The sequence below is a fragment of the Anaerococcus cruorum genome (assembly GCF_046365495.1).
GTDB lineage: Bacteria > Bacillota > Clostridia > Tissierellales > Peptoniphilaceae > Anaerococcus > Anaerococcus cruorum.
The window spans coordinates 22,081-45,822 of record NZ_JBGMEH010000001.1 but is presented as its reverse complement, the minus strand read 5'-3'; the positions used below and the strand labels follow the sequence as shown (position 1 = coordinate 45,822).

General features: G+C 31.2%; 22 protein-coding genes and 2 tRNA genes. 20 read left to right on the top strand and 4 right to left on the bottom strand.

Going from position 1 to position 23,742, the window contains the following annotated elements:
* Positions 1–53 precede the first annotated feature (53 nt).
* The 13 genes from ACCQ40_RS00225 to murJ all read left to right on the top strand — a co-directional run bounded on the left by ACCQ40_RS00225 (position 54) and on the right by murJ (position 12,617).
* Complete coding sequence (locus tag ACCQ40_RS00225) at positions 54–1,058, top strand: substrate-binding domain-containing protein (RefSeq protein ID WP_394019993.1); 1,005 nt, start codon at positions 54–56, stop codon at positions 1,056–1,058.
* Between the two features lie 4 nt (positions 1,059–1,062).
* Positions 1,063–1,923, top strand: a complete 861-nt coding sequence (gene pstC, locus ACCQ40_RS00220) for a phosphate ABC transporter permease subunit PstC (RefSeq protein ID WP_394012059.1) — start codon at positions 1,063–1,065, stop codon at positions 1,921–1,923.
* Between the two features lie 19 nt (positions 1,924–1,942).
* Positions 1,943–2,755, top strand: a complete 813-nt coding sequence (pstA, locus tag ACCQ40_RS00215) for a phosphate ABC transporter permease PstA (RefSeq protein WP_410032123.1) — start codon at positions 1,943–1,945, stop codon at positions 2,753–2,755.
* A 231-nt stretch (positions 2,756–2,986) separates the two neighbouring features.
* Complete coding sequence (gene pstB, locus ACCQ40_RS00210; protein ID WP_394012240.1) at positions 2,987–3,730, top strand: phosphate ABC transporter ATP-binding protein PstB; 744 nt, start codon at positions 2,987–2,989, stop codon at positions 3,728–3,730.
* A 1-nt stretch (position 3,731) separates the two neighbouring features.
* Entirely contained in the window at positions 3,732–4,349 is a 618-nt protein-coding gene (locus ACCQ40_RS00205; RefSeq protein WP_410032122.1) for a phosphate signaling complex PhoU family protein, read from the top strand.
* 2 nt (positions 4,350–4,351) lie between these two features.
* On the top strand, positions 4,352–5,011 hold the full coding sequence (locus ACCQ40_RS00200) for a response regulator transcription factor (RefSeq protein ID WP_394012053.1): 660 nt from the start codon (positions 4,352–4,354) through the stop codon (positions 5,009–5,011).
* Complete coding sequence (locus tag ACCQ40_RS00195; protein WP_410032121.1) at positions 5,008–6,666, top strand: sensor histidine kinase; 1,659 nt, start codon at positions 5,008–5,010, stop codon at positions 6,664–6,666. Before ACCQ40_RS00200 ends, ACCQ40_RS00195 begins: the two co-directional genes overlap by 4 nt.
* A gap of 75 nt (positions 6,667–6,741) precedes the next feature.
* Positions 6,742–7,032: a hypothetical protein gene (locus tag ACCQ40_RS00190; protein ID WP_410032120.1), complete on the top strand. Its 291-nt coding sequence runs from the start codon at positions 6,742–6,744 to the stop codon at positions 7,030–7,032.
* Entirely contained in the window at positions 7,033–8,556 is a 1,524-nt protein-coding gene (locus tag ACCQ40_RS00185) for a 4Fe-4S dicluster domain-containing protein (RefSeq protein ID WP_410032119.1), read from the top strand.
* Positions 8,557–8,573: 17 nt separating this feature from the next.
* The gene (locus tag ACCQ40_RS00180) at positions 8,574–9,653 is read left to right on the top strand and encodes an ABC transporter substrate-binding protein (protein WP_410032118.1); all 1,080 of its coding nucleotides are present in this window, start codon (positions 8,574–8,576) and stop codon (positions 9,651–9,653) included.
* Positions 9,631–10,374 (top strand): ABC transporter permease, encoded by a 744-nt coding sequence (locus ACCQ40_RS00175; protein ID WP_410032117.1) that lies wholly within the window; start codon positions 9,631–9,633, stop codon positions 10,372–10,374. The genes ACCQ40_RS00180 and ACCQ40_RS00175 overlap by 23 nt, the downstream gene beginning before the upstream one ends.
* Complete coding sequence (locus tag ACCQ40_RS00170; RefSeq protein WP_410032116.1) at positions 10,367–10,927, top strand: ATP-binding cassette domain-containing protein; 561 nt, start codon at positions 10,367–10,369, stop codon at positions 10,925–10,927. The genes ACCQ40_RS00175 and ACCQ40_RS00170 overlap by 8 nt, the downstream gene beginning before the upstream one ends.
* 58 nt (positions 10,928–10,985) lie before the next feature.
* Positions 10,986–12,617 carry a murein biosynthesis integral membrane protein MurJ gene (murJ, locus tag ACCQ40_RS00165; RefSeq protein ID WP_410024100.1) on the top strand — a complete coding sequence of 544 codons (1,632 nt, stop codon included), beginning with the start codon at positions 10,986–10,988 and terminating at the stop codon, positions 12,615–12,617.
* A gap of 18 nt (positions 12,618–12,635) precedes the next feature.
* Here murJ and ACCQ40_RS00160 read toward each other — a convergent pair whose 3' ends face one another.
* A complete protein-coding gene (locus ACCQ40_RS00160) occupies positions 12,636–14,357 on the bottom strand; it encodes a hypothetical protein (protein ID WP_394020003.1) in 1,722 nt (573 codons plus the stop codon).
* Positions 14,350–15,255 (bottom strand): AAA family ATPase, encoded by a 906-nt coding sequence (locus ACCQ40_RS00155; protein WP_410032115.1) that lies wholly within the window; start codon positions 15,253–15,255, stop codon positions 14,350–14,352. Before ACCQ40_RS00155 ends, ACCQ40_RS00160 begins: the two co-directional genes overlap by 8 nt.
* Before the next feature lie 106 nt (positions 15,256–15,361).
* Here ACCQ40_RS00155 and ACCQ40_RS00150 point away from each other — a divergent pair, with 106 nt between their 5' ends.
* The 3 genes from ACCQ40_RS00150 to ACCQ40_RS00140 are packed head-to-tail and all read left to right on the top strand — an operon-like array spanning position 15,362 to position 19,444.
* The gene (locus ACCQ40_RS00150) at positions 15,362–15,805 is read left to right on the top strand and encodes a MarR family winged helix-turn-helix transcriptional regulator (RefSeq protein WP_410032114.1); all 444 of its coding nucleotides are present in this window, start codon (positions 15,362–15,364) and stop codon (positions 15,803–15,805) included.
* Positions 15,802–17,562, top strand: a complete 1,761-nt coding sequence (locus ACCQ40_RS00145) for an ABC transporter ATP-binding protein (RefSeq protein WP_410032113.1) — start codon at positions 15,802–15,804, stop codon at positions 17,560–17,562. Before ACCQ40_RS00150 ends, ACCQ40_RS00145 begins: the two co-directional genes overlap by 4 nt.
* Entirely contained in the window at positions 17,555–19,444 is a 1,890-nt protein-coding gene (locus ACCQ40_RS00140) for an ABC transporter ATP-binding protein (protein ID WP_410032112.1), read from the top strand. Before ACCQ40_RS00145 ends, ACCQ40_RS00140 begins: the two co-directional genes overlap by 8 nt.
* A 168-nt stretch (positions 19,445–19,612) precedes the next feature.
* Here the strand turns inward: ACCQ40_RS00140 and ACCQ40_RS00135 are convergent, their stop codons facing one another.
* Complete coding sequence (locus ACCQ40_RS00135) at positions 19,613–20,404, bottom strand: ABC transporter permease (RefSeq protein WP_410032111.1); 792 nt, start codon at positions 20,402–20,404, stop codon at positions 19,613–19,615.
* The gene (locus ACCQ40_RS00130; protein ID WP_410032110.1) at positions 20,397–21,026 is read right to left on the bottom strand and encodes an ABC transporter ATP-binding protein; all 630 of its coding nucleotides are present in this window, start codon (positions 21,024–21,026) and stop codon (positions 20,397–20,399) included. The genes ACCQ40_RS00135 and ACCQ40_RS00130 overlap by 8 nt, the downstream gene beginning before the upstream one ends.
* A gap of 198 nt (positions 21,027–21,224) precedes the next feature.
* Between ACCQ40_RS00130 and ACCQ40_RS00125 the strand changes: the two genes are divergently transcribed.
* The 4 genes from ACCQ40_RS00125 to brnQ all read left to right on the top strand — a co-directional run bounded on the left by ACCQ40_RS00125 (position 21,225) and on the right by brnQ (position 23,707).
* Positions 21,225–21,299 (top strand) — tRNA-Gly (locus ACCQ40_RS00125).
* Between the two features lie 257 nt (positions 21,300–21,556).
* Positions 21,557–21,630: transfer RNA gene (locus tag ACCQ40_RS00120), tRNA-Cys, on the top strand.
* A 50-nt stretch (positions 21,631–21,680) separates the two neighbouring features.
* Positions 21,681–22,358, top strand: coding sequence for a DUF6873 family GME fold protein (locus ACCQ40_RS00115; RefSeq protein ID WP_410032109.1), 678 nt, complete (start codon positions 21,681–21,683; stop codon positions 22,356–22,358).
* A 65-nt stretch (positions 22,359–22,423) separates the two neighbouring features.
* The gene (brnQ, locus tag ACCQ40_RS00110) at positions 22,424–23,707 is read left to right on the top strand and encodes a branched-chain amino acid transport system II carrier protein (RefSeq protein ID WP_410032108.1); all 1,284 of its coding nucleotides are present in this window, start codon (positions 22,424–22,426) and stop codon (positions 23,705–23,707) included.
* Positions 23,708–23,742: the final 35 nt, after the last annotated feature.

The window sequence follows — 23,742 nt, the reverse complement described above, 5'->3', positions numbered from 1 at the left end:
TTGTGTAGAATACTTAAGTAAAGAAATATAAGAAAACTATAAGGAGATATTTCATGACACTTAAAAACTCAAAAATTATTGCAGCAGCACTTTCACTAGGATTAGTTTTAACAGCATGTGGAAACAATGCTGAAAATAAAACTGAAGAACCAGCTGCAACAGAAACTACAGATACAGCTGAAACAACAGAAGAAGCTACAGATGATGCTGCAACAGAAACAGCTGATGAAGCTAAAGAAGAAACAACAGAAGAAGCTGACACAGCTAATGCAGAAGACTATGACTTTACAGTAGTATCAAGAGAAGATGGTTCTGGTACAAGAGGAGCTTTCATTGAACTTGTTGGTCTTGAAGAAGAAGCAGCAGATGGAAGCAAAGAAGATAAAACAACTGTTGATGCAGTAGTTCAAAACTCTACAAACGGAGTTATGACAACTGTAGCACAAGACCCATCAGCTATTGGTTACATTTCACTTGGTTCATTAAATGATACAGTAAAACCAGTTAAAGTTGAAGGTGTAGAAGCAACAGAAGAAAATATTGAATCAGGAGATTACAAAATCTCAAGACCATTTAACCTTGCATACAAAGAAGAAGGTCTAGATGAAATCTCTCAAGACTTCTTAAAATATGCTTTATCTAAACAAGCACAAGAACTTGTAAAAGAAGAAGGATATGTACCTTTAAAAGATACTGAAGAATACACAGCAGCAGAAGGTTTAAGCGGATCTATAACAGTAGCAGGATCAACATCTGTAACTCCACTTATGGAAAAATTCAAAGAAGCTTATGAAGCTCTTAACCCAGATGTAACAATTGAAATCCAATCTAACGGATCATCTGCAGGTATTGAAGCAGCTATCGATGGCGCAGCACAAATCGCTATGGCTTCAAGAGAGCTTAAAGATGAAGAAAAAGAAGAACTAACCCCAGAAGTAATCGCAACAGACGGAATCGCTGTTATCGTAAATAAAGACAGCAAAGTTGAAGACCTAACAGTTGATCAACTAAAACAAATCTTTGCAGGTGAACTTAAAAATACTGGAGATTTAAACTAAGAAAATGAAAAATACAAAGGAAAGATTTGGAGAAATCTTATTCCTTATATCAGCAGCAATGTCCGTAATACTTATATTTTTAATCATATTCTTTATCTTTAGATCAGGAATAGACTTCGTAAGTAAATACGGACTTGTTCCGTTTATAACGGGAGAAAAATGGGCGCCTACAGCAAAACCAGCAAGTTTTGGAATCTTGCCTATGATTGTAGGCTCTCTTATTGTTACAGCCTTATCAACACTGATTGCCCTTCCTTTTGGGCTAGCAGTGTCTATCTTTATGGCTTATTATGCTGATAAAAGTTATAACTTTCTAAAATCATTAATAAACTTATTGGCAGCTATCCCTTCAGTAGTATATGGTTTCTTTGCCATGGTGGTGCTTGCACCTAGAATTGGTAAAATATTCCATACTTCTCAGTACAATATGCTTACAGCATCTATCTTGCTTAGCATAATGATTTTACCTACTATGGTAAATATTTCAGAAAACTCTCTTCGCCAAGTACCAAAAGTATTTTATACTGGATCATTAGCGCTTGGGGCTACAAAAGAAGAAACTATTCATCACGTTATGCTTCCTTATGCTAAAAGCGGTATCTTTTCTTCAATTATCCTTGCTATTGGTCGTGCTATCGGTGAAACAATGGCAGTTTATCTAGTAGTTGGTAACCAACCAAGAATGCCAGGTTCGGTTTTAGATGGAGCTCGTACTCTAACAACTAATATCGTTCTAGAAATGGGATATGCATCTGGTATGCATAGAGAATCTCTAATTGCAACAGGTATGGTACTGTTCTTCTTTATATTATTAATCAATATTATATTTAATATTATAAGAAGTAAGAGTGAGCAAAAGTATTAATTATTGACTAGGAGTATATATGACTAAAGCTTATAAAATTTTTGTATGGCTATTTACTGTGTTGGCATATGCTTTTGGTGGAATAATTATTCTCTACATCTTATTTCAAGGTATACCAAACATATCACCATCATTATTTGAATGGAAATACACTTCAACAAACGTATCTATAATGCCGGCCTTAATTTCGACATTATTTACTATTTTATTAACATTATTAATCGCATTACCAATGGGTATTTTTACAGCTATCTACCTATCAAATTATGCTGAAAACAAGTACTTTATTAAAGCTGTAAGATTTGCTACAGAAATCTTATCATCAATTCCATCTATTGTTTATGGTTTATTTGGATATTTATTTTTTGTAACTAAAACAAATCTAGGTCTAGGTATGGGATATTCTTTAATAGCTGGATGTCTAACAGTCGCTATCATGATCCTTCCAACTATTATTAGAACTACAGAAGAAGCAATACTTACTGTTAATCCCCTTCAAGCACACGCATCTTTAGCTCTTGGTGCTACAAAAATTCAAACTATTTTTAAAGTAGTCTTACCAGAAGCCATGGATGGTATCTTAGGTGGTATATTTCTATCAACAGGTAGGATAGTTGGAGAGTCTGCAGCATTAATTTATACTATGGGTACTCAACCTTCTATTCCAAAAACTCTTGGAAACTCAGCAAGAACTCTAGCTGTACACATGTACATGCTTTCCTCAGAAGGTTTCCATGTAAAAGAAGCTTATGCTACTGCAGTTTTACTACTGATATTTGTTATATTAATTAACTGGATATCAGGAAAAATTACTAAAACCTTAGTTAACTAAGAGGAGAAATAAATGGATAAAAAAACATTCGAGCCTTCCGATAAAAGAAAGGCTAGTTTAGATAAAAATCTAGGTAAAAGTGAGGATGTAAATATTAAAGATACATCTAATACGACAAATAAAGCAACAAGTACAAGCACTGACTATAGCCTAGATTATGATCAAAGGGATAATAACAAACCAGTTCATACCCTTGATCAAAAAAATAAATATTCTGATTTAGAAACGGCAATTCTTGTAAAAGACCTTGACTTATACTATGGAGATTTCCAAGCTCTTAAAGGAGTAAACATGGATATCAAAAAAGGTCAGGTAACTGCTTTTATAGGTCCTTCAGGTTGTGGTAAATCTACAACACTTAAATGCTTTAACAGGATGAATGACCTTGTAAAAAACTGTAGAATTGATGGACTTATCGAGATAAAAGGTAATGATATTTATAAACCAGATGTAGATGTAGTAAATTTACGTCGTAATGTAGGGATGGTATTTCAAACTCCAAACCCATTTTCTAAATCAGTTTATGATAACTTGACCTATGGCCCAAAACTAGATGGTATCAAGGATAAAGATACTTTAGATGAAATAGTAGAAACATCATTAAAACAAGCAGCAATCTGGGATGAAGTAAAAGATAAGCTTGACCAAAATGCTTTGTCATTCTCAGGTGGGCAACAACAAAGAATTTGTATAGCAAGAACACTATCTGTAAAACCTGAGATAGTTCTAATGGATGAGCCAACTTCAGCCCTAGACCCAATATCTACAGCTTCTATTGAAGAGTTAATGGAAGATCTAAAAGAACAATACACAATAGTTATTGTGACTCACAATATGCAACAAGCTGCGCGTATTTCAGATCAAACTGCATTTTTCTTAACAGGTGAAGTTATTGAGATGGATGATACCAAACAAATCTTTGAAGATCCTAGAGATAAAAGGACAGAAGATTACATTACAGGAAGGTTTGGTTAGTATGAGAACAAGATATAGACAAGACCTAGACTCCATTAAGAGAATGAGCAATGAACTAATGGAGCTTGTAATTCTTTGCTATGACAAAGTAGATTTATTTTTAGAAAATAATAATAATAAAAATCTTGAAGAAATAATAGAACTAAATGATGATATTAGACGCAATGCTGCGGATATAGAAAGATTTTGTTTTGAATTATTAGCCTTACAACAACCAGTTGCAAAAGATTTAAGATTTTTGCAAATGTCAATTAAACTTGCTTCTACTTATAAAAGAATAGCAAGTCACTTAGCCCAAGCTTCTATGATAATGATTGAATATCCATTAACAGATGAAGAAATTGATTTTGTAAAAAGATTTATATCTAACCAAAGACAAATGGCCAATGATAGCATAAATAGTTTTATTAACAATGATAATGATTTAGGTTTAAAAACTATCGAAGATGATGAAGTAAATAATAAGCTATTTGTGGAAGCGGTAAATTATATTGCAGACTTAAATAAAAATAATAGTATAGGTGCAATAGAACTTTCTGAAAAAGTTCTCCTTTATAAATATTTTGAAAGATTAGGCGATCGTTTAGCCAGAGTCGGCGATTTAGCAACGAGGCTTTAAAAATGATTTATGTAGTTGAAGATGATAAGTCTATAAGGAATTTAGTAGACTATGCTTTAACTGAAAAAGGATATGAAGTAAGTACATTTGAAGATGGTTTAGATATAGTAAATATCATCAAGCAAAAAGGCGGACAGCTTTTGATACTTGATATAATGCTTCCGGAAAAAGATGGTATAGAAATCTTAGAAGAAATAAGAGAATTTTCTGATATACCAGTTATTTTACTAACAGCTAGAACAGATGAATTTGATAAAGTTTTAGGATTAGAATCGGGAGCAGATGACTATATTACAAAACCATTTTCAATTCTTGAGCTTATTTCTAGAGTCAAGGCTGTTTTAAGGAGATCTGTAAAAAAAGATAGTGATCATATACATTATGAAAATATCTCCATTAATACAAAAAAAAGAACTGTAAAGGTAAATAGTAAACCAATAGATTTGACATTTAAAGAATTTGAAATGCTTTTATTATTTATGAATAACATAGGAAATGTAATTACTAGGGAAGACTTTTTACTTAAGATATGGGGATATGATTATGAAGGTGAAACTAGAACAGTAGATGTTCATATAGCATCTCTTCGTAATAAACTATTATCAGAAGGTCGTCATATAAAAACAGTAAGGAACTTAGGTTATAAATTTGGAGAAATATGAAAAATCTTGCACAAAAATCTATGAAAAGATTGGCTTATTTAATTTTGGCTCTAACTTTTCTAGTTAGCAATAGTATTTCTTATAGGACAAAGGACAAAGCTCAAAGTGATTTTGCAAAAAATTCTTTGGGCTTTCTTTTAATGGAAGAAAAAGAAGCCGATTTCATAGATACTCTAGAAAAATTTAATAATAACCATAAAAATTTATCATTGGCTTACTTAGACAGTAAAAATGAGACTTTATTTAATCCAGATAAAATAAATTTAAAAAAATACCAAAAAAGTTATCTAAAAACTCAGGATTATGAAAATGAGGAAAATTTTTTTAAAGCTTCAGAGGATCAAGAAGTTTATGGTGCTAAAACTAAGTCTAATAACACCTTACTAATGGCTTATCATAATAACATTTGGTTTTACATAAATGTATATCTATTGATTTTTCATATAGCTTTAGCTGCTGTGATAAGCTTTTTAATAAATAAATATGTTGATAAACATATAAATAGCTACATATCAAATATAAATTTTGATAATTATAGTAATATCTTAAAAGATAGTAACTACGATGAAATAACTTATTACCTTAAAGGATATGAGGATGAAATAGAGAAGGCAAGTCAAGAAAGAAATGCCTTAAAGGCTAGATTATTAGAATTTACAAATATAACTAGCAATATGAAAGAAGGCTTCATTCTCTTTGATGGAGAAGGTAATGTAGAGTTGATGAATACTTCTGCTAAAAGTTATTTAGGTGTTAGCGAAGATGCACATATTACTAATCTAATTTCTAATAAAGAATATAATCTTGCCCTTAGAGAAGCATCTATTTTAAAACGCAGTAAAAGTTTAGATTTAAAAATAAATGGCTACTATTTAAGAATATTTATAGATCCTTTAAGCACTAGTGAAAAAAGAGCCTATGCAATGATTATAGTGGATAACTCTGAGGATGTACGCTCTGAGCAAATGCGCAGGGAATTTTCTGCAAATGTTACCCACGAGCTAAAAAGTCCTCTTACATCGATTAATGGATATGCAGAACTAATTGCAACGGGTATTGCCAAGAAAGATGATGTTGAAAAATTTGCTCAAATAATCTTTAAAGAAGGAAACAGATTATTAGAAATAATAGATGATATCTTAAAAATCTCTAAATTAGATGAGAATAATTTTGATAAAAATTTTGTAGAAGTAGATATAAATGAAGTAATAAATGCAAGTATAGAAAAATATAAAAGACTAACTGATAATAAAAATATTTCAGTGGTCAATAATGTAAAACCCTTTAAGATTAAAACTTCCAAATCACTCTTTTATGATTTAATATCAAATATTTATGAAAATGCTATAAAATACAATAAAGTAGGTGGATCTATTGAGTTTTCTTATCTAATCAAAGAAAACACTTATTTCTTAACCATAGCTGATAGTGGTATAGGTATATCTCCTGCTGATACTAAAAGAATATTTGAAAGATTTTATGTGGTAGATAAGTCTAGAAAAAGAAATCAAAAATCTACAGGCCTTGGCCTATCTATAGTAAAACATATCATAAATTACCTAGAATATGATATAAAAGTTGAATCAAAACTAGGTGATGGAACTAAATTTATTATTGAAATTCCTTTAGGACTTGATAGAAAAGATAGTTTATAAGTAGTGATAAATTATTATCATTGCTTATAAGCTTTTTCTTTGCTATAATTTATATATAACCAATAAGGAGGTCATATGAAAGTTGTAATTTGTTCGTGTGCAAGATGCACCGCAGCAGGCAGTGAGTTTTTATTAGATTCAGTTCATGAAGTAAGAAGTGACTTACTAAAAGCTTATGCTTTCGAAAAAATAAAAGAAAAACCAGAAATAGACGTAGATTTTACAAATATTATGGATGAAGTAAAAGATTCAGACAATAGCGCTCCGTTAGCAAAAGTTGATGATACATATTTTGAAAAAATTAAGCCAGAAGAGCTTATGGAACATATATTTAATAAATACCAATTTAATAATGAGGTCAAATAAATGAAAGAAACATACATAGACATATTAAACATAAGAAGAATGGCCTTTGAACATATAGCAAAAATTGCTTATGAAAATAGACCAATCACAGACATAGGACTTGAAGTATATGATATACTTCCTGGAGAAGAAGCTCAATATAGAGAAAATATTTTCTTAGACAGGGCGGTAATGGGTGAAAGACTTAGAATGGGTATCGGCCTTGATGCTAGAACAGCAGATAAAACTGATGCTATAACAGAAGGTCTTGATAAAATGGATGTAAGCCACAGAATTTACAATCCACCTTTAGTAAGCGTAATTAAAATAGCTTGCCAATCTTGTCCAGAAAATAAAGTAACAGTAACAGACCAATGTATGGCATGTATCGGCCATCCATGTGTAAATGTGTGTCCAAAAAATGCAGTTACATTTACTAAAGATGGATCAGTTATTGACCAAGATAAGTGTATTAAATGTGGTAAATGTGTTGAGGCTTGCCCATATAATGCAATCAATCACCAAAAAAGACCATGCGCAGCTAGCTGTGGGGTAAATGCTATCCACTCAGATGAATTAGGTCGTGCAGATATAGATGCTGAAGCATGTGTAGCGTGTGGTAAATGTATTAGTACATGTCCATTTGGAGCAATTTCTGATAAATCTGAAATTTACCAACTAGTAAAATCTATTCAATCAGAAAAGAAAACTTATGCTATAGTTGCTCCATCATTTGTAGGCCAATTTGGTCCTGATGTAAGCCCAGAACAAACTAGAGAAGCTATCAAACAATTAGGTTTTGATGAAGTTATCGAAGTAGGTTTAGGTGCTGACCTTACAACAATGAATGAAGCTCACGAATACTTAGAAAAAGTACCAACAGGCGAGTTTCCATTTATGGGAACATCTTGCTGCTTCTCATGGAAGATGATGGTAAGAAAGAAATTCCCAGATATCAATGAATACATATCAGAATCATCTACACCAATGATTTATACAGGATTACAACTTAAAAAGAAAGATCCTAACTGTGAAATAACCTTTATAGGACCATGTATTTCTAAAAAATTAGAAGCTTTAGAGCCAGAAGTAGCAGAAATAATAGACTTTGTAATAACCTATGAAGAACTTCTAGGAATGTTCCTTGCAAAAGGCATCGAACCATCAGAAATCGAAGTAGATGAAGTTATGATGGATGCTTCAGAAACAGGTAGATACTACGCAGTAGGTGGTGGAGTAGCTGAAGCAGTTGTAAGACGTGCTCAAGAAATAAAACCAGGTATCGAAATAGATGTTGAAGCTGCAGATGGACTTGCAAACTGTGTAAAACTTGCACAAATGGCAAAACTAGGACGTAAAGATGGCAAACTAATCGAAGGTATGGCTTGTCAAGGTGGATGTGTTGGTGGACCAGGAGTAGTAATTGCAGATAATAAAACATCAAAAGCTGTAAAAGCATTCTCTAAAGCATCTGACTTTAAATCTCCAGCTGATAATATTCACATTCCAGCTGAAGATAGACCAAATGATGATTTATTAAAATAAATTAAGGAAATTAATTGATGAAATTTAAATCTAAGTCACTAGTCATCCTATTAGCCCTCGGGTTAATAGGATGTTCTAGTAATACAACTAATGATGAAAATAACAATAAAACAGCAGAACAAGTAGAAAAATCAGAAAAAGTAGAGGAAACTCAAATAGAAAAACCAGAAGAAAAGCAAGCGGAAGTAGCAGAAGAAAAAAACGAAGCTACTTACCAAGGCAATCTTGCTATGCTAAAGGGTCCTACAAGTGCTGGGGCAATAAATATGCTAGATAGCTCAAAAAATGAGAATTCAAGCTTTATTTTCAATGAGTCAGTAGAGGGAGCTCCAGATGCAGTAATTCCACAATTAGTTTCTGGCGAAGCTGATATGGCAATTATTCCTCCAAACCTTGCATCTACTGTTTATAATAAAACTGACGGCAAGATAAAAGTTTTAGCAATAAATAACCTCGGTGTTTTATACTTAGTTGAAAATGGTGATTTAGATATAAATTCTATAGAAGATTTAGTAAATAGTGGAGAAACTATTTATACATCAGGCAAGGGAGCAACACCAGACCTTGCTATAAATGAAGTTATAAAAAATGCTGGCTTTAGCGAAAGTGATGTTAATATAGAATATCTAGCAGAAGCTAGTGAAGTATCTCAAAAAATGATAGCAGGAGAAGCAAAAGTTGCCCTTTTGCCAGAGCCAATGGTAACAAATGTATTGATGAAAAACGAAAATGCAAAGGTTGCCTTAGATATCAATAAACTTTATGAAGAAGCCACATCTAGCCCTCTTATTTCTGCAGTTTTAGTAGCTAGAAGTGAATATTTAGATGAAATAGATGTGTCGCTTTTATTAGAAATGTATGAAAAATCAATTGATGAAGCAAACGTAAATGTAGATGCTACTGCAGCCCTTCTTAGAAAATACGATATTATGCCAGAAGCGGTGGCAAAAAAAGCTTTACCAAATCTTGCTTTAAAATACATTGATGGGGATGAGATGAAAACCATGGTTGAAAGCTATCTTGATCATCTATATCAAAGCAATCCTCAATTAGTAGGAGGATCCTTACCAGCAGATGACTTCTACTACACAAAATAAATTAAGAAAAATTTTAATAGCTATAATTTGGATATTGATTTGGCAAATTATGGCTGGTCTTATAAAAGAGGAGATACTACTACCATCTCCTCTTCTTGTATTTAGAAAATTTATACATCTATTAGGACAAATTGATTTTTATAAGGCAATATTTGCCTCTACAAGCAAAATAATAGGAGGTTTTATATTATCTATTCTAATAGGGACAATATTTGCATATTTTGCCTATAAATCCCCTTTATTTAATGAATTTATTAGCCCTCTTATTCGCATTTTTAGGTCAGTTCCCCTTACAAGCATAGTAATATTTTTATTATTTTGGGCAAACAAAACATATCTTTCTATCTATGTAAGTTTTATCATGGCCATGCCCTTAATTTTTCAAAATGTTTTTGATGGATTAGCTAATATCAGCAAAAATATTTTAGAAATGGCTGATATTTATCAGGTGACTGAGCAAAAGAAAATAAAATATATTTATAGGATAAAGGCAAAACCTTTTTTGTTTTCTTCTATTATAAGTATATCGGGTTTGGTTTTTAAGGCGGGTATAGCAGCTGAAGTTATAGGACTTCCTCAAAACTCCATAGGGAATAACCTTTATAATGCTAAAGTATATTTAGATATGCCAAGTCTATTTGCCTGGACTTTGGCAATTTTATTGGTATCATCACTTTTTGAGAACTTACTTAAAAAACTTTTGGGAGCAAACTATGATTGAATTTAAAAATGTATCTAAGTCCTATAATAAAAAAATTCTTGATAACTTTTCTTTTTATCTAGCTGATCGAGAAAATATGGCGATTTTTGGCAAGTCTGGTATAGGAAAAACTACTATATTAAATTTAATCTTGGGTCTAGAAAAACCAGATACTGGAACTATTAATAAAAACTTTTCCAAAGCTTCAGTAGTATTTCAAGAAAATAGGCTAATTAATGAGATTTCAGCTTTAGATAATTTAAGATTAATAACTGATGATGGTAATTTAGCTAAAGAGATTCTCAATAAATTTGGCATCTATGATATAGGTAAAAATATTAATTTATTAAGTGGGGGTATGCAAAGAAAAGTTGCCCTAGCTCGTGCTTATTTATTTGCTGGTGATATTTTAATTATGGATGAGCCTTTTACTGGGATAGATGCATCTAGTAAAAAAGAAATAGCAAATCTTTTAAATAATAAATTTAAGGGAAAATCTATAATAATAGTAAGCCACAACCCAGAAGATTTTGAGCTTTTTTCTATAAATAAAAATAAGATTATCCACTTATAGTTGTATTTACTTTTTTTTATAGATATAATAAGTAGATGAAATAATAAGAGAGGTTATTATGGGTCAAACGACATTTATGCTCATGTTTATAACCATCATCTCAAAAATCTTTGGATTTGTTAGAGAAGCGGTTATGGCAAATTATATAGGAGCGGGCGAACTAAAATCAATTTATACAACTGCAAATACTCTTCCGGTAGTTGTTGCAAACTTTGTAGCAGTTGGTATTATTTCAGGTTTTATCCCTATCTATAATAGAGCAAAAAACGAAGAAGGTGAGGCTTCTGCAGAGAAGTTTACCTCAAATATTTTTAATATCTTGATGGTATTTGCAACAATTGCTCTTATATTAGGTTTAGTTTTTGCAAAACCATTTTCAAAAGTTCTTTCTCCAGACTTAGATGGAGAGTGGCTAGATCTAGCAGCTAACTACACAAGAATAATGATGTTTGCAGTTTATGCTTACCTTTATTCTGCAGTATTTAGAGGTTATCTAAATATAAAGGGAGATTTCTTTAATCCTGCTATTACTGGGATAATTATGAATATTGTAATAATTATCTTTACAGTCCTTACAGGAAAAACTGGAAATGCCTATTTACTTATAATAGGAGCGCTTTTAGGAAATGTTCTACAATATATACTGTTCCCAAGAGCTACTAGAAAATCTGGCTACCACCATGATAGGATTATAGATTTTTCCAATAAATATGTTAGACAATTAATGGTTATAGCAATACCAGTTATAGTATCATCTGCAGCTGGTGAGATTTCTATAATAGTAGATAACTCTATGGCATCAGCATATTTTGGTAAGGCATCTATTTCCAAATTATTTTATGCAAAAACTATGCTCACTTTAATTACAGGTGTTATTACAGTTTCTGTTACGACAGCACTTTTTCCAAAAATAGCAGAGCTTGGTCAATCTGGAAAAATCAATTCTATGAAAAAGTCCATTTCTTCATCAGTTGTAACTACATTATTACTGGTAGTTCCTGCAACTATTGGAATGTCTGTACTATCTCAACCAATTATAGAGCTTGTTTTTGAAAGGAATGCTTTTACTCCAGAAGATACAATTATTGTAGCAAGTTTATTATCAAGCTATGCACCATTTGTAATTTTCCAATCAATTTCAGATGTTGTGGATAGAGGATTTTATGCAGTAGGAGATTCAAAAACACCAGTTGTAATTGTTGTATTACAACAGCTTATAAATATTATTTTTAATATGATATTAATAAACTTTTTTGGAATAAATGGATTAGCACTTTCTACTGTTATTTCAACAATTGTGGGCTCTATATTAATGATTTATAAATTTAGAGATAACTTTGGCTCTTTTAATTTTAAGACAGCTTTATTATCTATAATTAAAATCATAATTGCAACTGCCCTTATGGCGCTAACTGCTAGTGGTGTTTATAAACTAACCAGTGGCAAGATGCCACATATCCTAGCCTTATTTATAGCGATTTTACTAGCTGCTTTGGTATATGGATTTTTAATTCTAATTGCAAGAATACCAGAGGTAATGAATCTCGTAAATATAATCTACCATAAAGTATTTAGAAAAAGAAAAGCAAAAAAACATATACAAGCACCAAATCAAAAAGGTGATACTTTAGGAGAATTTAATAGGAGAAAAGATCCTAGAAGATCTGCTAGGGAAAAAAATAAGCAGTAGGTACAATGCCTGCTGCTTTTAATTTAATATTTGATTTTTCATAAAGATTGAAACAACTTTACTAAAGTTTTCTAGGTTAGTTATTCTTACAAAATCTCTGTTATAGATTAATTTTGCATTTTCCACATCATCATCTTCTCCAGTAAATACACCTAAGACAGAAACATTATCATTTCTTAAATTTCTTATCTCAAAGGCAGTATCATCTATGGCAGTTTGCCCAGTATACTGGTCCTTATCTTTTACCTTTACGGTATTTATATTAGCTCTTTCATCATTTGGCTTTCCATCTGATAGGACTATTACTAAATGACGGACATCTTCAGTTATATCTATTAGATGGTGGAGGGTTTTAAAGGCTAGACCATCTCTATTTGACCCTGCTGCAAAAAAGTTATATACTTCGGTATTTTTATTTTTTTCATTATAATCACGAAAAACATTAAAAACTGTGTGATCACGAAGCGTTGAAAAGCTAGTAACTCTAATAGGGATACCTACTTCATCCATGGCTTTTGCTATGATATAAGCTTGGTTGGCAACTATATGTTGGCGTTCTATTTGGCTAGCTGAGGCATCTAAAATTAAATCAACCTTAAATTTAGTTACTTCATCATTTTCTTGGTTTAAAAATACATCATAGTCATGGACTACAGGCGCTCTCCATACCTTTGCAGAGTCGATTACTCCATAGTTTTTGGTAACATCTACATAGTCTTCAAAGGTAGCCAATGAATTTTTAATGGCTAATGATAGCTCATTTATATTTCTGTGATTTATAGCAAAATTACTTTCTATATACTTTTTGTTTCTTTCAAATTGCTCACGTCTATTTTCTTTGTAGAATCTAGCATTTGGTTTATGGGTGTATTCACCCTTGGTAAAGTAAAGTTTTTTATTGCTATGAATACCAGTAGCTACCTCTTTTTCAATTTTTTCTATCTGGCCTAAAGGCAGTATAGGTTTGCCAAAAAAATCTTCTATAAATTCACTGGAAGAATGGTAGTCATCCTGAGAAGAATTCATAAACATTAAGTTTTTGTTTAAATCTTCTTTTCTATCTTCATAATAGATAAGACCGGTAAATTCTGCTGCCCCAATACCAAATTGCTCGTCTATATTTTCATCGCTATATTCTGTTGGGCTATCGTCATCTTCTGATTTAAACTCTTGGGGCTTATTTTCTTCAACCATTTTTTCAAACAGTTCTTCTTCTTCCTTGGCCCTTTCAAAATTAAAATAAGTTTTAAAAACATCGTTTAATTCATCGACTAAGACATTAGTATCTGTAGTATTTATTTTAAATATTGCTTCATAAATAGACCTAAATACCGGTCCTTCTACTATGGGTTTATTTAAAACCTTGCCATAGTAGGCTTTTTCCATTTGCTCAATCAAATTATCAGGTTCGTGGTAGCGGTATCTAGTTAATTTTTTTCTAGCATATTCTTTTTGTAAATCATCTATAACTAAGTTTTCTTTGCTAAGCTTTTTAAAAGATATTTCTTCTATCAAAAGATTTGTTATAAACTTAAACTCTTCATAAAATGGATTTTCACTTCTTAAATAAGCAAAAAATGAGTTTAAGATCTTTGTGTCAAAGGTCTTGTAGGTAAATCCGTAGATGATATTTTTATAAACTTCATCCATGGGGTAGGACTTAGCTGGCGTAAATCTATAATTGTCTGCAAAATCCCAAATAATATTATATTCTCGAATTTTATCAAGAGACTCAGTCATTAAAAACGCTCTCCTGGATAACTGGTGGCACCTTTGTTTTTATAGTATCTATTACAATTTGTCTTTCAAATTCATCAAAGGATTTGTTGGCAATACCCATTAAAATTGCTTCGTATGGATTTAGTCCTACTTCCATAGTTTCGATAGAAGAAATAAGTCCACGTAAGTCTACAGATTTTGTAGAAATTTCGTTATTTTCACTCTTAAATTGTAGAGAAATGAACATATCTAAAAAGGCATCTCTATATTTATCTTTTAGTTTTGGGAAAGTATCTTTTAATAATTGGTCTAGGTTTTCACGGGTAATATTTGGCATATTTATAATCATAAATCTAGACGCTAGGGCTTCGTTTACTTCACGAGTACCCACATAACCGTAGTTCATGGTTGCTATAAATCTTGTATTTGGATCTAGGTTTATCTTTTCATAACCTGGGAGGTCAATTATTCTTCTGTGGTCAAGAGTTGCGTGTAAAACGGAAATTGCCTCATTTTTTGCCATATTTATCTCATCTAAAACTGCAAAACCACCTTGGGTTGCTGCTTCATAGATAGGTCCTCTTCTAAAAGAAACTTCTCCATCTTTAAAGGTATCAGCACCGATTAGTGAATTAAAATCAGTATTTATATGAAAGGAGACATTCCAAGATGGTCTAGCAAATAAATAAGATAGGTTTGAAGCAAGCACGTTTTTACCTGTAGCTTTTGCACCAGTTAGCAAAATATTTTTGCCAGCTAGAATTGCAGAAATAGCTTGTTCTAAAACTTCCTTTCCATAATAGTTAAATTCTGGTTTTGTCACACGTGGATCATCAAATAATCCATTTTTTTCTCTATATATTTCAACTTCTTTTATAAGATTTTTATCAACATTTTGTTTTTCTAAATATTCAATCATTTTTACTCCTTTTAACCATAATACTATACAATTTAATTGCAAAAATTCACTTGACAAAGTCCATTTATAGACTATACTATAGTAGTATTTATTAGGAGGTCTAAAATTGGACGAAAATTCATGCGAAATTTTTAATATTTTTTCCTTATTAAGGAAGCTAAATGGCCTTAATAAGCAAAGAGTGGAGGCCTTTGGCCTAAATAATATAGAGTCCATTATCTTATTTCATATAGATAAGATTGAGAATTTAACTCAAAAAGATTTAGTAAATATTCTTAATATGCCCAAACAAACAGTAAATAGCATAATTATGAATTTAAAAGACAATGACCTGATTTATATGAAGTCTATTGATAGCGACAAGAGAGTTAAGAAATTAGTATTAACTGATAAAGGTGCAGAAGAAGTAGCGAATATAAATAGGTCTTTAAGTTTTTCTAATAGTAAAATTTATGACCAACTGGGTGCTAAGACAATAAGATCTATAGAAGAAGATCTAAATCAGATAATAAAAGTAATAGAAGAAAATATGAATGAGGAGGTCATATGAAAAGTTTATTAGAGTTTAATGAAGCTTTTTCATATTTAAAGCAATACTTAAACCAATATCGAAAAAATAGAATAATTTCTATGATAATGACAGTATTAGAAACTATTTTTGAACTTTTAATACCTGCTGTAATGGGGGTTATTTTAAATGAAGTAATCTATCAAAAAGACTCAAGCCAGGCTTTAAAATATGGAGCAATTATAGTAGCTTTATCCCTACTTTCTATGTTTACAGGTATAAAGGCTTCACAAAATGCAGGTATTACATCTACAGGACTTTCAAATAATGTAAGAAAGGCTCAATTTAGAAAAATTCAAGATTTTGCCTTTGAGGACTTTGAATATTTTGGGGTGCCATCACTTTTAACAAGACTTACAACAGATATGCAGTCCCTAGCCCAATCAACTTTTATGACAACAAGATTTGTTATAAAAACAATAGTAATGGCAATAGTTTCCTTTATCCTAGCATTTAACACTAGCTCAAAATTATCTCTTATATTTTTAGTTTTGATGCCAATATTAGTAATTATTTTATTATCAATTACATCAAGGGCTATTCCAAAATTTAGGCAAACTCGTAAACAATATGACAAGCTAAACCTAATTATAGAAGAAAACTTAAATAATATGAGGGTTGTGAAAGCCTTTGTTAGAAAAAAATATGAGATAGATAAATTTGATAGTGCTAATGAAGAAATGTTTAAGCTAGCCGATAGTTCAGAGGGAACAGTTTCTTATGTTTTCCCAACAGCAAATGCAATTTTATATGTGGCCTTTGTTGCCTTAACATGGTTTGGTGGAATCGAAATTATAAATGGTAATCTTGGAGTAGGAGATTTAGTATCCTTTAACATGTATGCCATGATGCTTTTAGGATCACTTATTGGTTTATCAATGGTAATTACCATGCTAATGACAGCATCTCCTTCAGTTACCCGTGTTAAAGAAGTTTTAACTAGAGAAATTTCAATGGATAATAACGACAAGATAGAAGGTCTAAACCTAGAAGATGGGTCAATTGATTTTGATAATGTAAGTTTTAAATACGAAGAAGATTCTGATGCCTACCAGCTTAAAAATGTAGATTTACACATAAAATCTGGTGAGGTAATAGGTATACTTGGACCAACTGGTTCAGCAAAATCAACTCTTGTCCAATTAATACCAAGACTTTATGATATCACAGAAGGTAGCCTAAAAGTGGGTGGCCATGATATTAAAGACTACGATTTAAAAACATTAAGAGAAAATGTAACTATAGTTTTACAAAAAAATACCTTGTTTTCTGGAACAATTATAGATAACTTAAAATGGGGAGATTCTAATGCAAGTTTTGATGAAGTAGTAGCTATGGCAAAAATTGCCCAAGCTGATGAATTTGTAAGAGAAAGAAGCGACGGATACGAATCCGAGCTTGGCCAAGGTGGTACAGGGGTATCAGGTGGTCAAAAACAAAGACTAACTATTGCAAGATCTCTGCTTAAAAAACCAAAAATTTTAATATTAGATAACTCAACTAGCGCTGTTGATACTAAAACAGAAGCCAAATTATTAGAAGGCTTTAGTAACTTAGATAAAGATATGACACAAATTATTATTTCTCAAAGATTATCATCCTTTGAGAAGGCTGATAGAATAATCGTTATGGATAATGGAGAAATATCTGACATAGGCACAGCAGAAGAATTATATGAGAGAAACGAAATATATAAAATGACCTATGATATTCAACAAAAAGGAGGGGAAGATGAGTAATAAAAAAGCTGAAGTTAAAACAGAAGAAGTAAAAATTTCTACTGATAAAAAATCTCGTGACCTAGATTGGGCTTCCCTTAAAAATCTTTTTGCCTATCTATTTAATAATAAATGGCAAATGGTGGTTGTATTTATATGTGTAATAGCATCATCAGTTACTCAAGTATGGGGCATATCAATGATGCAACCTATAATAGATACCTATATTTTAAAAGGTGATGTTAATGGATTAAAAATAGCAGTTATTAAGATGGGCTTTGTCTATCTAGTATCTGTAATTACTACCTTTATTTATAACAGGCTAATGATTCGTATAGGACAAAGGTCAGTAAAAAATCTTAGAAATGATTTATTTGTCAAAATCCAACAGATGCCTGTAAACTTTTTTGACACTAACCAACATGGTCAGATAATGAGTAGGTTTACCAATGATACTGATACACTTTCCCAATCATTATCATCAACCCTTCCAACTTTAATTAGATCTATTTTAATGATAATAGGAACTATAGTTGTAATGATATCTCTATCACCATTACTTACCTTAGTAATGTTTATAGGGCTTGTAATTATGGTTTTTGTTTTAAAAAATATAGTAAGCAAAACAGGAAGACTATTTAAAGAATCTCAAAAAAATGTATCAATCCTCCATGGTTTTGATGAAGAGATGCTATCTGGCCAAAAAGTTATAAAAGTATTTAATAAAGAAAATGATATAATAAATCAATTTGATGAAAAATCAGAAAATTTAAGGTCATCTATGGCGGATGCTTTAGTAAATGCTGGTAAGATGATGCCATTTTTAGTAAATGCAATAAATATAATGTATGCAATTCTTGCGGTAACAGGTGTTGTTTTAACTATAAATGGGTCAATGACAGTGGGTATACTTGCAACGTTTTTAACAACTGCTCGTCAATTACAAGGACCTATTTCAAATATTTCCCAACAAGCAAACGCAGTCTTTTCTGCTATGGCAGGGGCTAGTCGTATATTTGAAATCATAGAAATGCCTATAGAAAAAGATACTGGTTACGTGGAGCTAGTAAATGCAAGAGTAGATGAAAATGGCAATGCTATCGAATGTACTGGAGAAAGATGCTATTCTTGGAAATGGGAAGAAGATGGAAAGCCAGTCTATAAACAACTGGAAGGAAGAATTGACTTTGAACATGTAGATTTTTCTTATAATGGCAAAGATAAAATTCTAAAAGATGTAACATTTTATGCTAATCCAGGTGAAAAAATAGCCCTTGTAGGGTCAACTGGAGCTGGAAAAACAACTGTAACGAATGTAATAACAAGATTTTATGAAATTGATAGTGGATCTATAAAAATAGATGGTATAGATACTAGAGATATCAAAAAAGACCACTTAAGAAAAGCCTTTGGAATGGTACTTCAAGATGTAAACTTATTTACAGAAAGTGTAAATGATAACATTAGCTATGGAAAACTAAATGCTAGTGAAGATGAAATTATAAATGCAGCTAAGCTTGCAGGAGCAAATGGTTTTATAAATAGGCTACCAGAAGGCTATGAAACGGAAATAAGTGGGGATGGTTCATCACTATCCGATGGACAGAACCAATTAATTTCCATATCAAGAGCAGCGATAGCAAATCCACCGATGCTTATACTAGATGAAGCAACAAGTTCAATTGATACAACAACAGAAATAAAAGTAACCAAGGCTATGGATAAACTAATGAAAGGATCTACTTCTATAGTTATAGCCCATAGACTATCTACCATCCAAAATGCGGATGTAATTATGGTTATGGAGCAAGGTAGGATAATAGAACGAGGTAACCACACTGAATTAATGAAAAAAGGTGGCACTTACTATCAATTATATACCGGTGCTTTAGAATTAGACTAAAAAAATCGCTCATTAAGGTGGGCGATTTTTTACATAGTTTTTATATATTTTTTACTAAAAGTTTACCTATTATATCAAATTTAGGATATACATATAATGTAAGGACAAAGAATTTCGCAACCCTATGACTTACATAAAAAGAGCACCCAAGTGGTGCTCTTTGTGGTTTTATTGCTGATTTCTAATTAACTGTCCTTGTTCGTTAAAGAATTTTTTGTAACCTAAGCGTAGGAAGAAAAATACACATATGGTTACAGAACTTAAAATTGCAGTCATAATTGCAATTTGATATTTTATAGCAATTAATGGTGAAACGCCACCTAAAATTTGACCGGTCATCATACCAGGTAGGTTAATTATTCCCATATTTTTTATATTATTTAAACTTGGAGTGATTGCAGTATCAAAAGCATCTTGGATAATTGTATCCATAGCCATTCTTGGAGTAGCCCCAAGCATTAAAGATCCCTCTATATTTACTCTATTTGTATCAATTGATTTTAAAACTTGATTTAAAGCAAGATTTATACCTGTCATAGAATTTCCTATAATCATTCCCCCAAGAGGAATTAAATATTGGGGGTCATAGATAGGAGTTGGTCTTACCACGACAATTAAGAAAAATACTAGTGTAAATATTGATCCTATTAAAAGAGAAATGCTTATTGCGCCAATCATACCCTTTGATAATTGTCCTTTTTTAGAAGAAACAATATTAAAGATAGCAAAAAATTCCATAAGCAAAATCATAAGTATTGATAAAACAAGGGATGAACTATCAAAAATGTAAACTAGAACAAAACCTGCCAAAAATAGCTGAGCAGTCATTCTAATAGTGCCTATGATAAATTCCTTGTTACGATTTAATCCATTTAGTGAGGTTATAATCATAGCAAGGATTACAAAAACATAGGTAAGAAGCATTTGATTGGTACTTAAATCTATAACTGACTTATCCATTGACTACCCTCCCATCAACAATATTTATAACTCTATCACTATATTTATCAGCCATAGAATTTGAGTGAGTAACATAAATTATTGTTTTATTTTCATCTCTTGCCATATCAACCATAGATTTTATAACAAAATCTTCAGTTATATCATCAAGAGCAGAAGAGGGCTCATCTAAAAGATATATTTCACTATCTAAAAGCATAAGGCGGGCTATAGAAACTCTTTGTTGTTCTCCACCAGATAAGTTTTCAATATCTTTATCCAAAGGCTCATCTAAGCTAACAGCCTTTAAAGCAGATAGCAATTTATCATCGCTAAGAGTTTTTTTTTCCTGAAATTTTCTGCCTATAAGTAAATTATCCCTTATAGTTCCAGGAAAAGTTACCGGGCTTTGAGAAAGCATAGGCACCCTTCTTCTATAAGATACCGAATTAATACTCGCAATATTTTCTTCATTTAAAGCTATTATTCCGCTATCAGGAGAGATTAATTTATTAATAAGTCTAAGAAATGTAGACTTACCAGACCCACTAGGTCCTGTGATACAAGTCACCTTGCCAAGCTCTATTTTTAAATCATCTATAGCAAGGATATCCTTGTACTTAACATTATCAAATGTAAACATAAAATCCTCTTTTTCTATAATATTTATCTAATATACTGTATAATAATAAGATAAAATTTCAAGACAGAGGATTTGACAAAATAAAATGAAAAGTTTAAAATATATGAGTAATCTAAATTAGATTATGAAATTGTAGTAAAAATTAAGTAAAAAAAACTTTACAAATAATTTTTTTAGTTGTATAATGTAAAAGTACATGCGGATGTGGCTCAGTGGTAGAGCATCGCCTTGCCAAGGCGAGGGTCGCGAGTTCGAATCTCGTCATCCGCTCCATTTTGCGCTAATTAGCGCTTGATATTTTATTATTATAATAAAATATCAATTAATCGAAAATACCAGGTGGCGTTAATTGTTCTAAAAATAGAATGATTCCTCGTTTCTTGGTTGTTTTTGTTTTAAAAATTATAGTCTGTGGTTTTCCTTGGTTACTTATTGACTATTGTCATGAGGATTCAGGATATTGGATGGACTTTTGTGCTTTGCACGACCATTTTATGGAGAGTCGATTCTTTAGCCAGACAAACTTATATGGCGCCATAGCCAAGTGGTAAGGCAGAGGTCTGCAACACCTTTACCCCCAGTTCAAATCTGGGTGGCGCCTCCAAATACAAACTCTCATTTTAAATAATGGGAGTTTTTTTATTGAGGAGTTTTATGTTAATTATTAGCCAAAAATCTACAGTTGAGTTTAAAGAGTTTTTAAAGGATAACAAGCTGGATTTTATAGAAACAATAGATAATCCAAACCTAGATCCTAGGATTGCTGATCACCCAGATTTATCAATATTTCCTTTAAATGAGAATGATCTATCAATTGATAGTAGTGTTATAAATTATTATCAAAAAAATATTACTGATAAAAATTTAATACCAGGAGAGAGTGTAAGTAAAAAGTATCCTTATGATGCTATTTATAATGTTTATAAGGGATCTGATTTTTATATCCATAATAATGTTACTGAAAAAAATATAAATAATTATATGAAAGTTAATAACTACAAACATTTATTTACAAATCAGGGGTACACTAGGTGTTCTATAATTCCTATGGGGGATAAGATTTTGACGGCCGATTTTGGTATCTACAAGACTTTAAAAGATAAAATAGAAGTTATTTTATTAAGACAAGAAAATATCCCTCTAGATGGATTTGATAAAGGATTTTTAGGGGGTACTTGTGGATTTTTTGATAAAACCTTAATTTTTAATGGTAATATCGAAAAATTATCTAACTATGAAACTATAAAAAAAGAGAGTGAGGCTTCTAAAATTAGGCTTCTGTATCCTAAAAATTGTGACCTAGTTGATACTGGATCAATTTTATTTATTTAAGATATAGATAATTATAAAAATAAAAGTATAATTATAAAATATTTTAAAAGGATAGGAGTTTTATTTTGGATATTGTATTTATAGGTTTTGCCTTATTTTCCTTATTTTTTGGAGCGGGCAATTTAATTTTCCCGCCCTTTTTAGGGAGAACTTACGAGTCAAACTGGTTGATTTCAAGTATTGGATTTATCTTAACTGGAGTTGGCCTTGCCTCGGTAGCTGTTTATTCTATGGCTAAGAAAGATGGAGATATAAAAGAATTTATAAAAATAGGTGGAGAAAGATTAGGAAATCTTGTTTTATTAATCATTTCAGTAGTGATTGGACCTCTTGGAGCTATACCTCGTACAGGTGCTACTAGTGGGGAGGTTATGATAGCTTCTGGTATAAATATTTCCTACAATTTGTTCATTATTTTATTTTTTGGGTTAACTCTAATTTTCATACTAACTGATAACAAAATTATAGACGTAATTGGTAAATATTTAACACCATTACTATTAATCGTATTATTTTTTATGATTATATCGGGAATTATAAATCCTATTGGTAGCCCAAAGCCTAGCTCAATAACTAAGTCACATACATTTACCAAGTCAGTTATTGAAGGCTATAACACTATGGATGCCTTAGCTTCAATAGTTTTTGCACCTATAATAATAAAATCTTTAATAGAAAAAGGTTATGAAAATGATCTTAAGAAAAAAACTGTACAAGTTATCTTAGTTGCAGCTACAGGACTTGTTTTAGTTTACTTATCACTTACATATTTAGGAGCGACAAGTTCAACACCTTATCCTGATATTAATTCTAGAGTAGAACTTTTAATAGTACTTGCAAGATCGATTTTAGGATCATTTGGTAAATATATTTTGGCAGCAATTATTGTTTTAGCTTGTTTTACAACTTCTATTGGACTTATAAGCTCTATTTCTGATATGTTTACTAAGATGTGTAATGATAAAATTTCCTATAATATAATTGCGATTATAGTAGTAATCATTTCAATTATCCTTTCGATGGTTGGAGTAGATGGGATAATTAACTTTACCTTGCCACTTTTAACCTTTGTTTATCCATTAGTTTTAATAATGATTGTATTTAATTTACTAAATTATAATCTAAGCAAAGCTTATAGAAAAATTATCCTAGGATTAACTGGAATTATTTCCTTAATTCAATCCCTAACCATGTACATTTCTATGATTAATCCAAATTTAGGAGAAAATTTTGAGAAAATCATTTCTTGGCTACCGCTTTATGATTATGGCTTTCCGTGGCTAGGACCTTTTATTATTTTATTTATAATAGGACTTTTAAATAGAGATAAGGGTGAAACTTTAGTCTAATAATTATTTATGTTATAATTGAAAAAAAGCCTAGG

Excerpts from the sequence above, each read along its gene's own strand:
- ACCQ40_RS00155 (WP_410032115.1), bottom strand. The coding sequence starts at position 15,255 with ATGATTGAATATTTAGAAAAACAAAATGTTGATAAAAATCTTATAAAA.
- ACCQ40_RS00225 (WP_394019993.1), top strand. The coding sequence starts at position 54 with ATGACACTTAAAAACTCAAAAATTATTGCAGCAGCACTTTCACTAGGA.
- ACCQ40_RS00145 (WP_410032113.1), top strand. The coding sequence starts at position 15,802 with ATGAAAAGTTTATTAGAGTTTAATGAAGCTTTTTCATATTTAAAGCAA.
- ACCQ40_RS00195 (WP_410032121.1), top strand. The coding sequence starts at position 5,008 with ATGAAAAATCTTGCACAAAAATCTATGAAAAGATTGGCTTATTTAATT.
- ACCQ40_RS00190 (WP_410032120.1), top strand. The coding sequence starts at position 6,742 with ATGAAAGTTGTAATTTGTTCGTGTGCAAGATGCACCGCAGCAGGCAGT.
- ACCQ40_RS00130 (WP_410032110.1), bottom strand. The coding sequence starts at position 21,026 with ATGTTTACATTTGATAATGTTAAGTACAAGGATATCCTTGCTATAGAT.
- ACCQ40_RS00140 (WP_410032112.1), top strand. The coding sequence starts at position 17,555 with ATGAGTAATAAAAAAGCTGAAGTTAAAACAGAAGAAGTAAAAATTTCT.
- pstC (WP_394012059.1), top strand. The coding sequence starts at position 1,063 with ATGAAAAATACAAAGGAAAGATTTGGAGAAATCTTATTCCTTATATCA.
- ACCQ40_RS00175 (WP_410032117.1), top strand. The coding sequence starts at position 9,631 with ATGACTTCTACTACACAAAATAAATTAAGAAAAATTTTAATAGCTATA.
- ACCQ40_RS00170 (WP_410032116.1), top strand. The coding sequence starts at position 10,367 with ATGATTGAATTTAAAAATGTATCTAAGTCCTATAATAAAAAAATTCTT.
- pstA (WP_410032123.1), top strand. The coding sequence starts at position 1,943 with ATGACTAAAGCTTATAAAATTTTTGTATGGCTATTTACTGTGTTGGCA.
- ACCQ40_RS00135 (WP_410032111.1), bottom strand. The coding sequence starts at position 20,404 with ATGGATAAGTCAGTTATAGATTTAAGTACCAATCAAATGCTTCTTACC.
- ACCQ40_RS00180 (WP_410032118.1), top strand. The coding sequence starts at position 8,574 with ATGAAATTTAAATCTAAGTCACTAGTCATCCTATTAGCCCTCGGGTTA.
- ACCQ40_RS00160 (WP_394020003.1), bottom strand. The coding sequence starts at position 14,357 with ATGACTGAGTCTCTTGATAAAATTCGAGAATATAATATTATTTGGGAT.
- murJ (WP_410024100.1), top strand. The coding sequence starts at position 10,986 with ATGGGTCAAACGACATTTATGCTCATGTTTATAACCATCATCTCAAAA.
- ACCQ40_RS00200 (WP_394012053.1), top strand. The coding sequence starts at position 4,352 with ATGATTTATGTAGTTGAAGATGATAAGTCTATAAGGAATTTAGTAGAC.
- ACCQ40_RS00185 (WP_410032119.1), top strand. The coding sequence starts at position 7,033 with ATGAAAGAAACATACATAGACATATTAAACATAAGAAGAATGGCCTTT.
- ACCQ40_RS00205 (WP_410032122.1), top strand. The coding sequence starts at position 3,732 with ATGAGAACAAGATATAGACAAGACCTAGACTCCATTAAGAGAATGAGC.
- ACCQ40_RS00115 (WP_410032109.1), top strand. The coding sequence starts at position 21,681 with ATGTTAATTATTAGCCAAAAATCTACAGTTGAGTTTAAAGAGTTTTTA.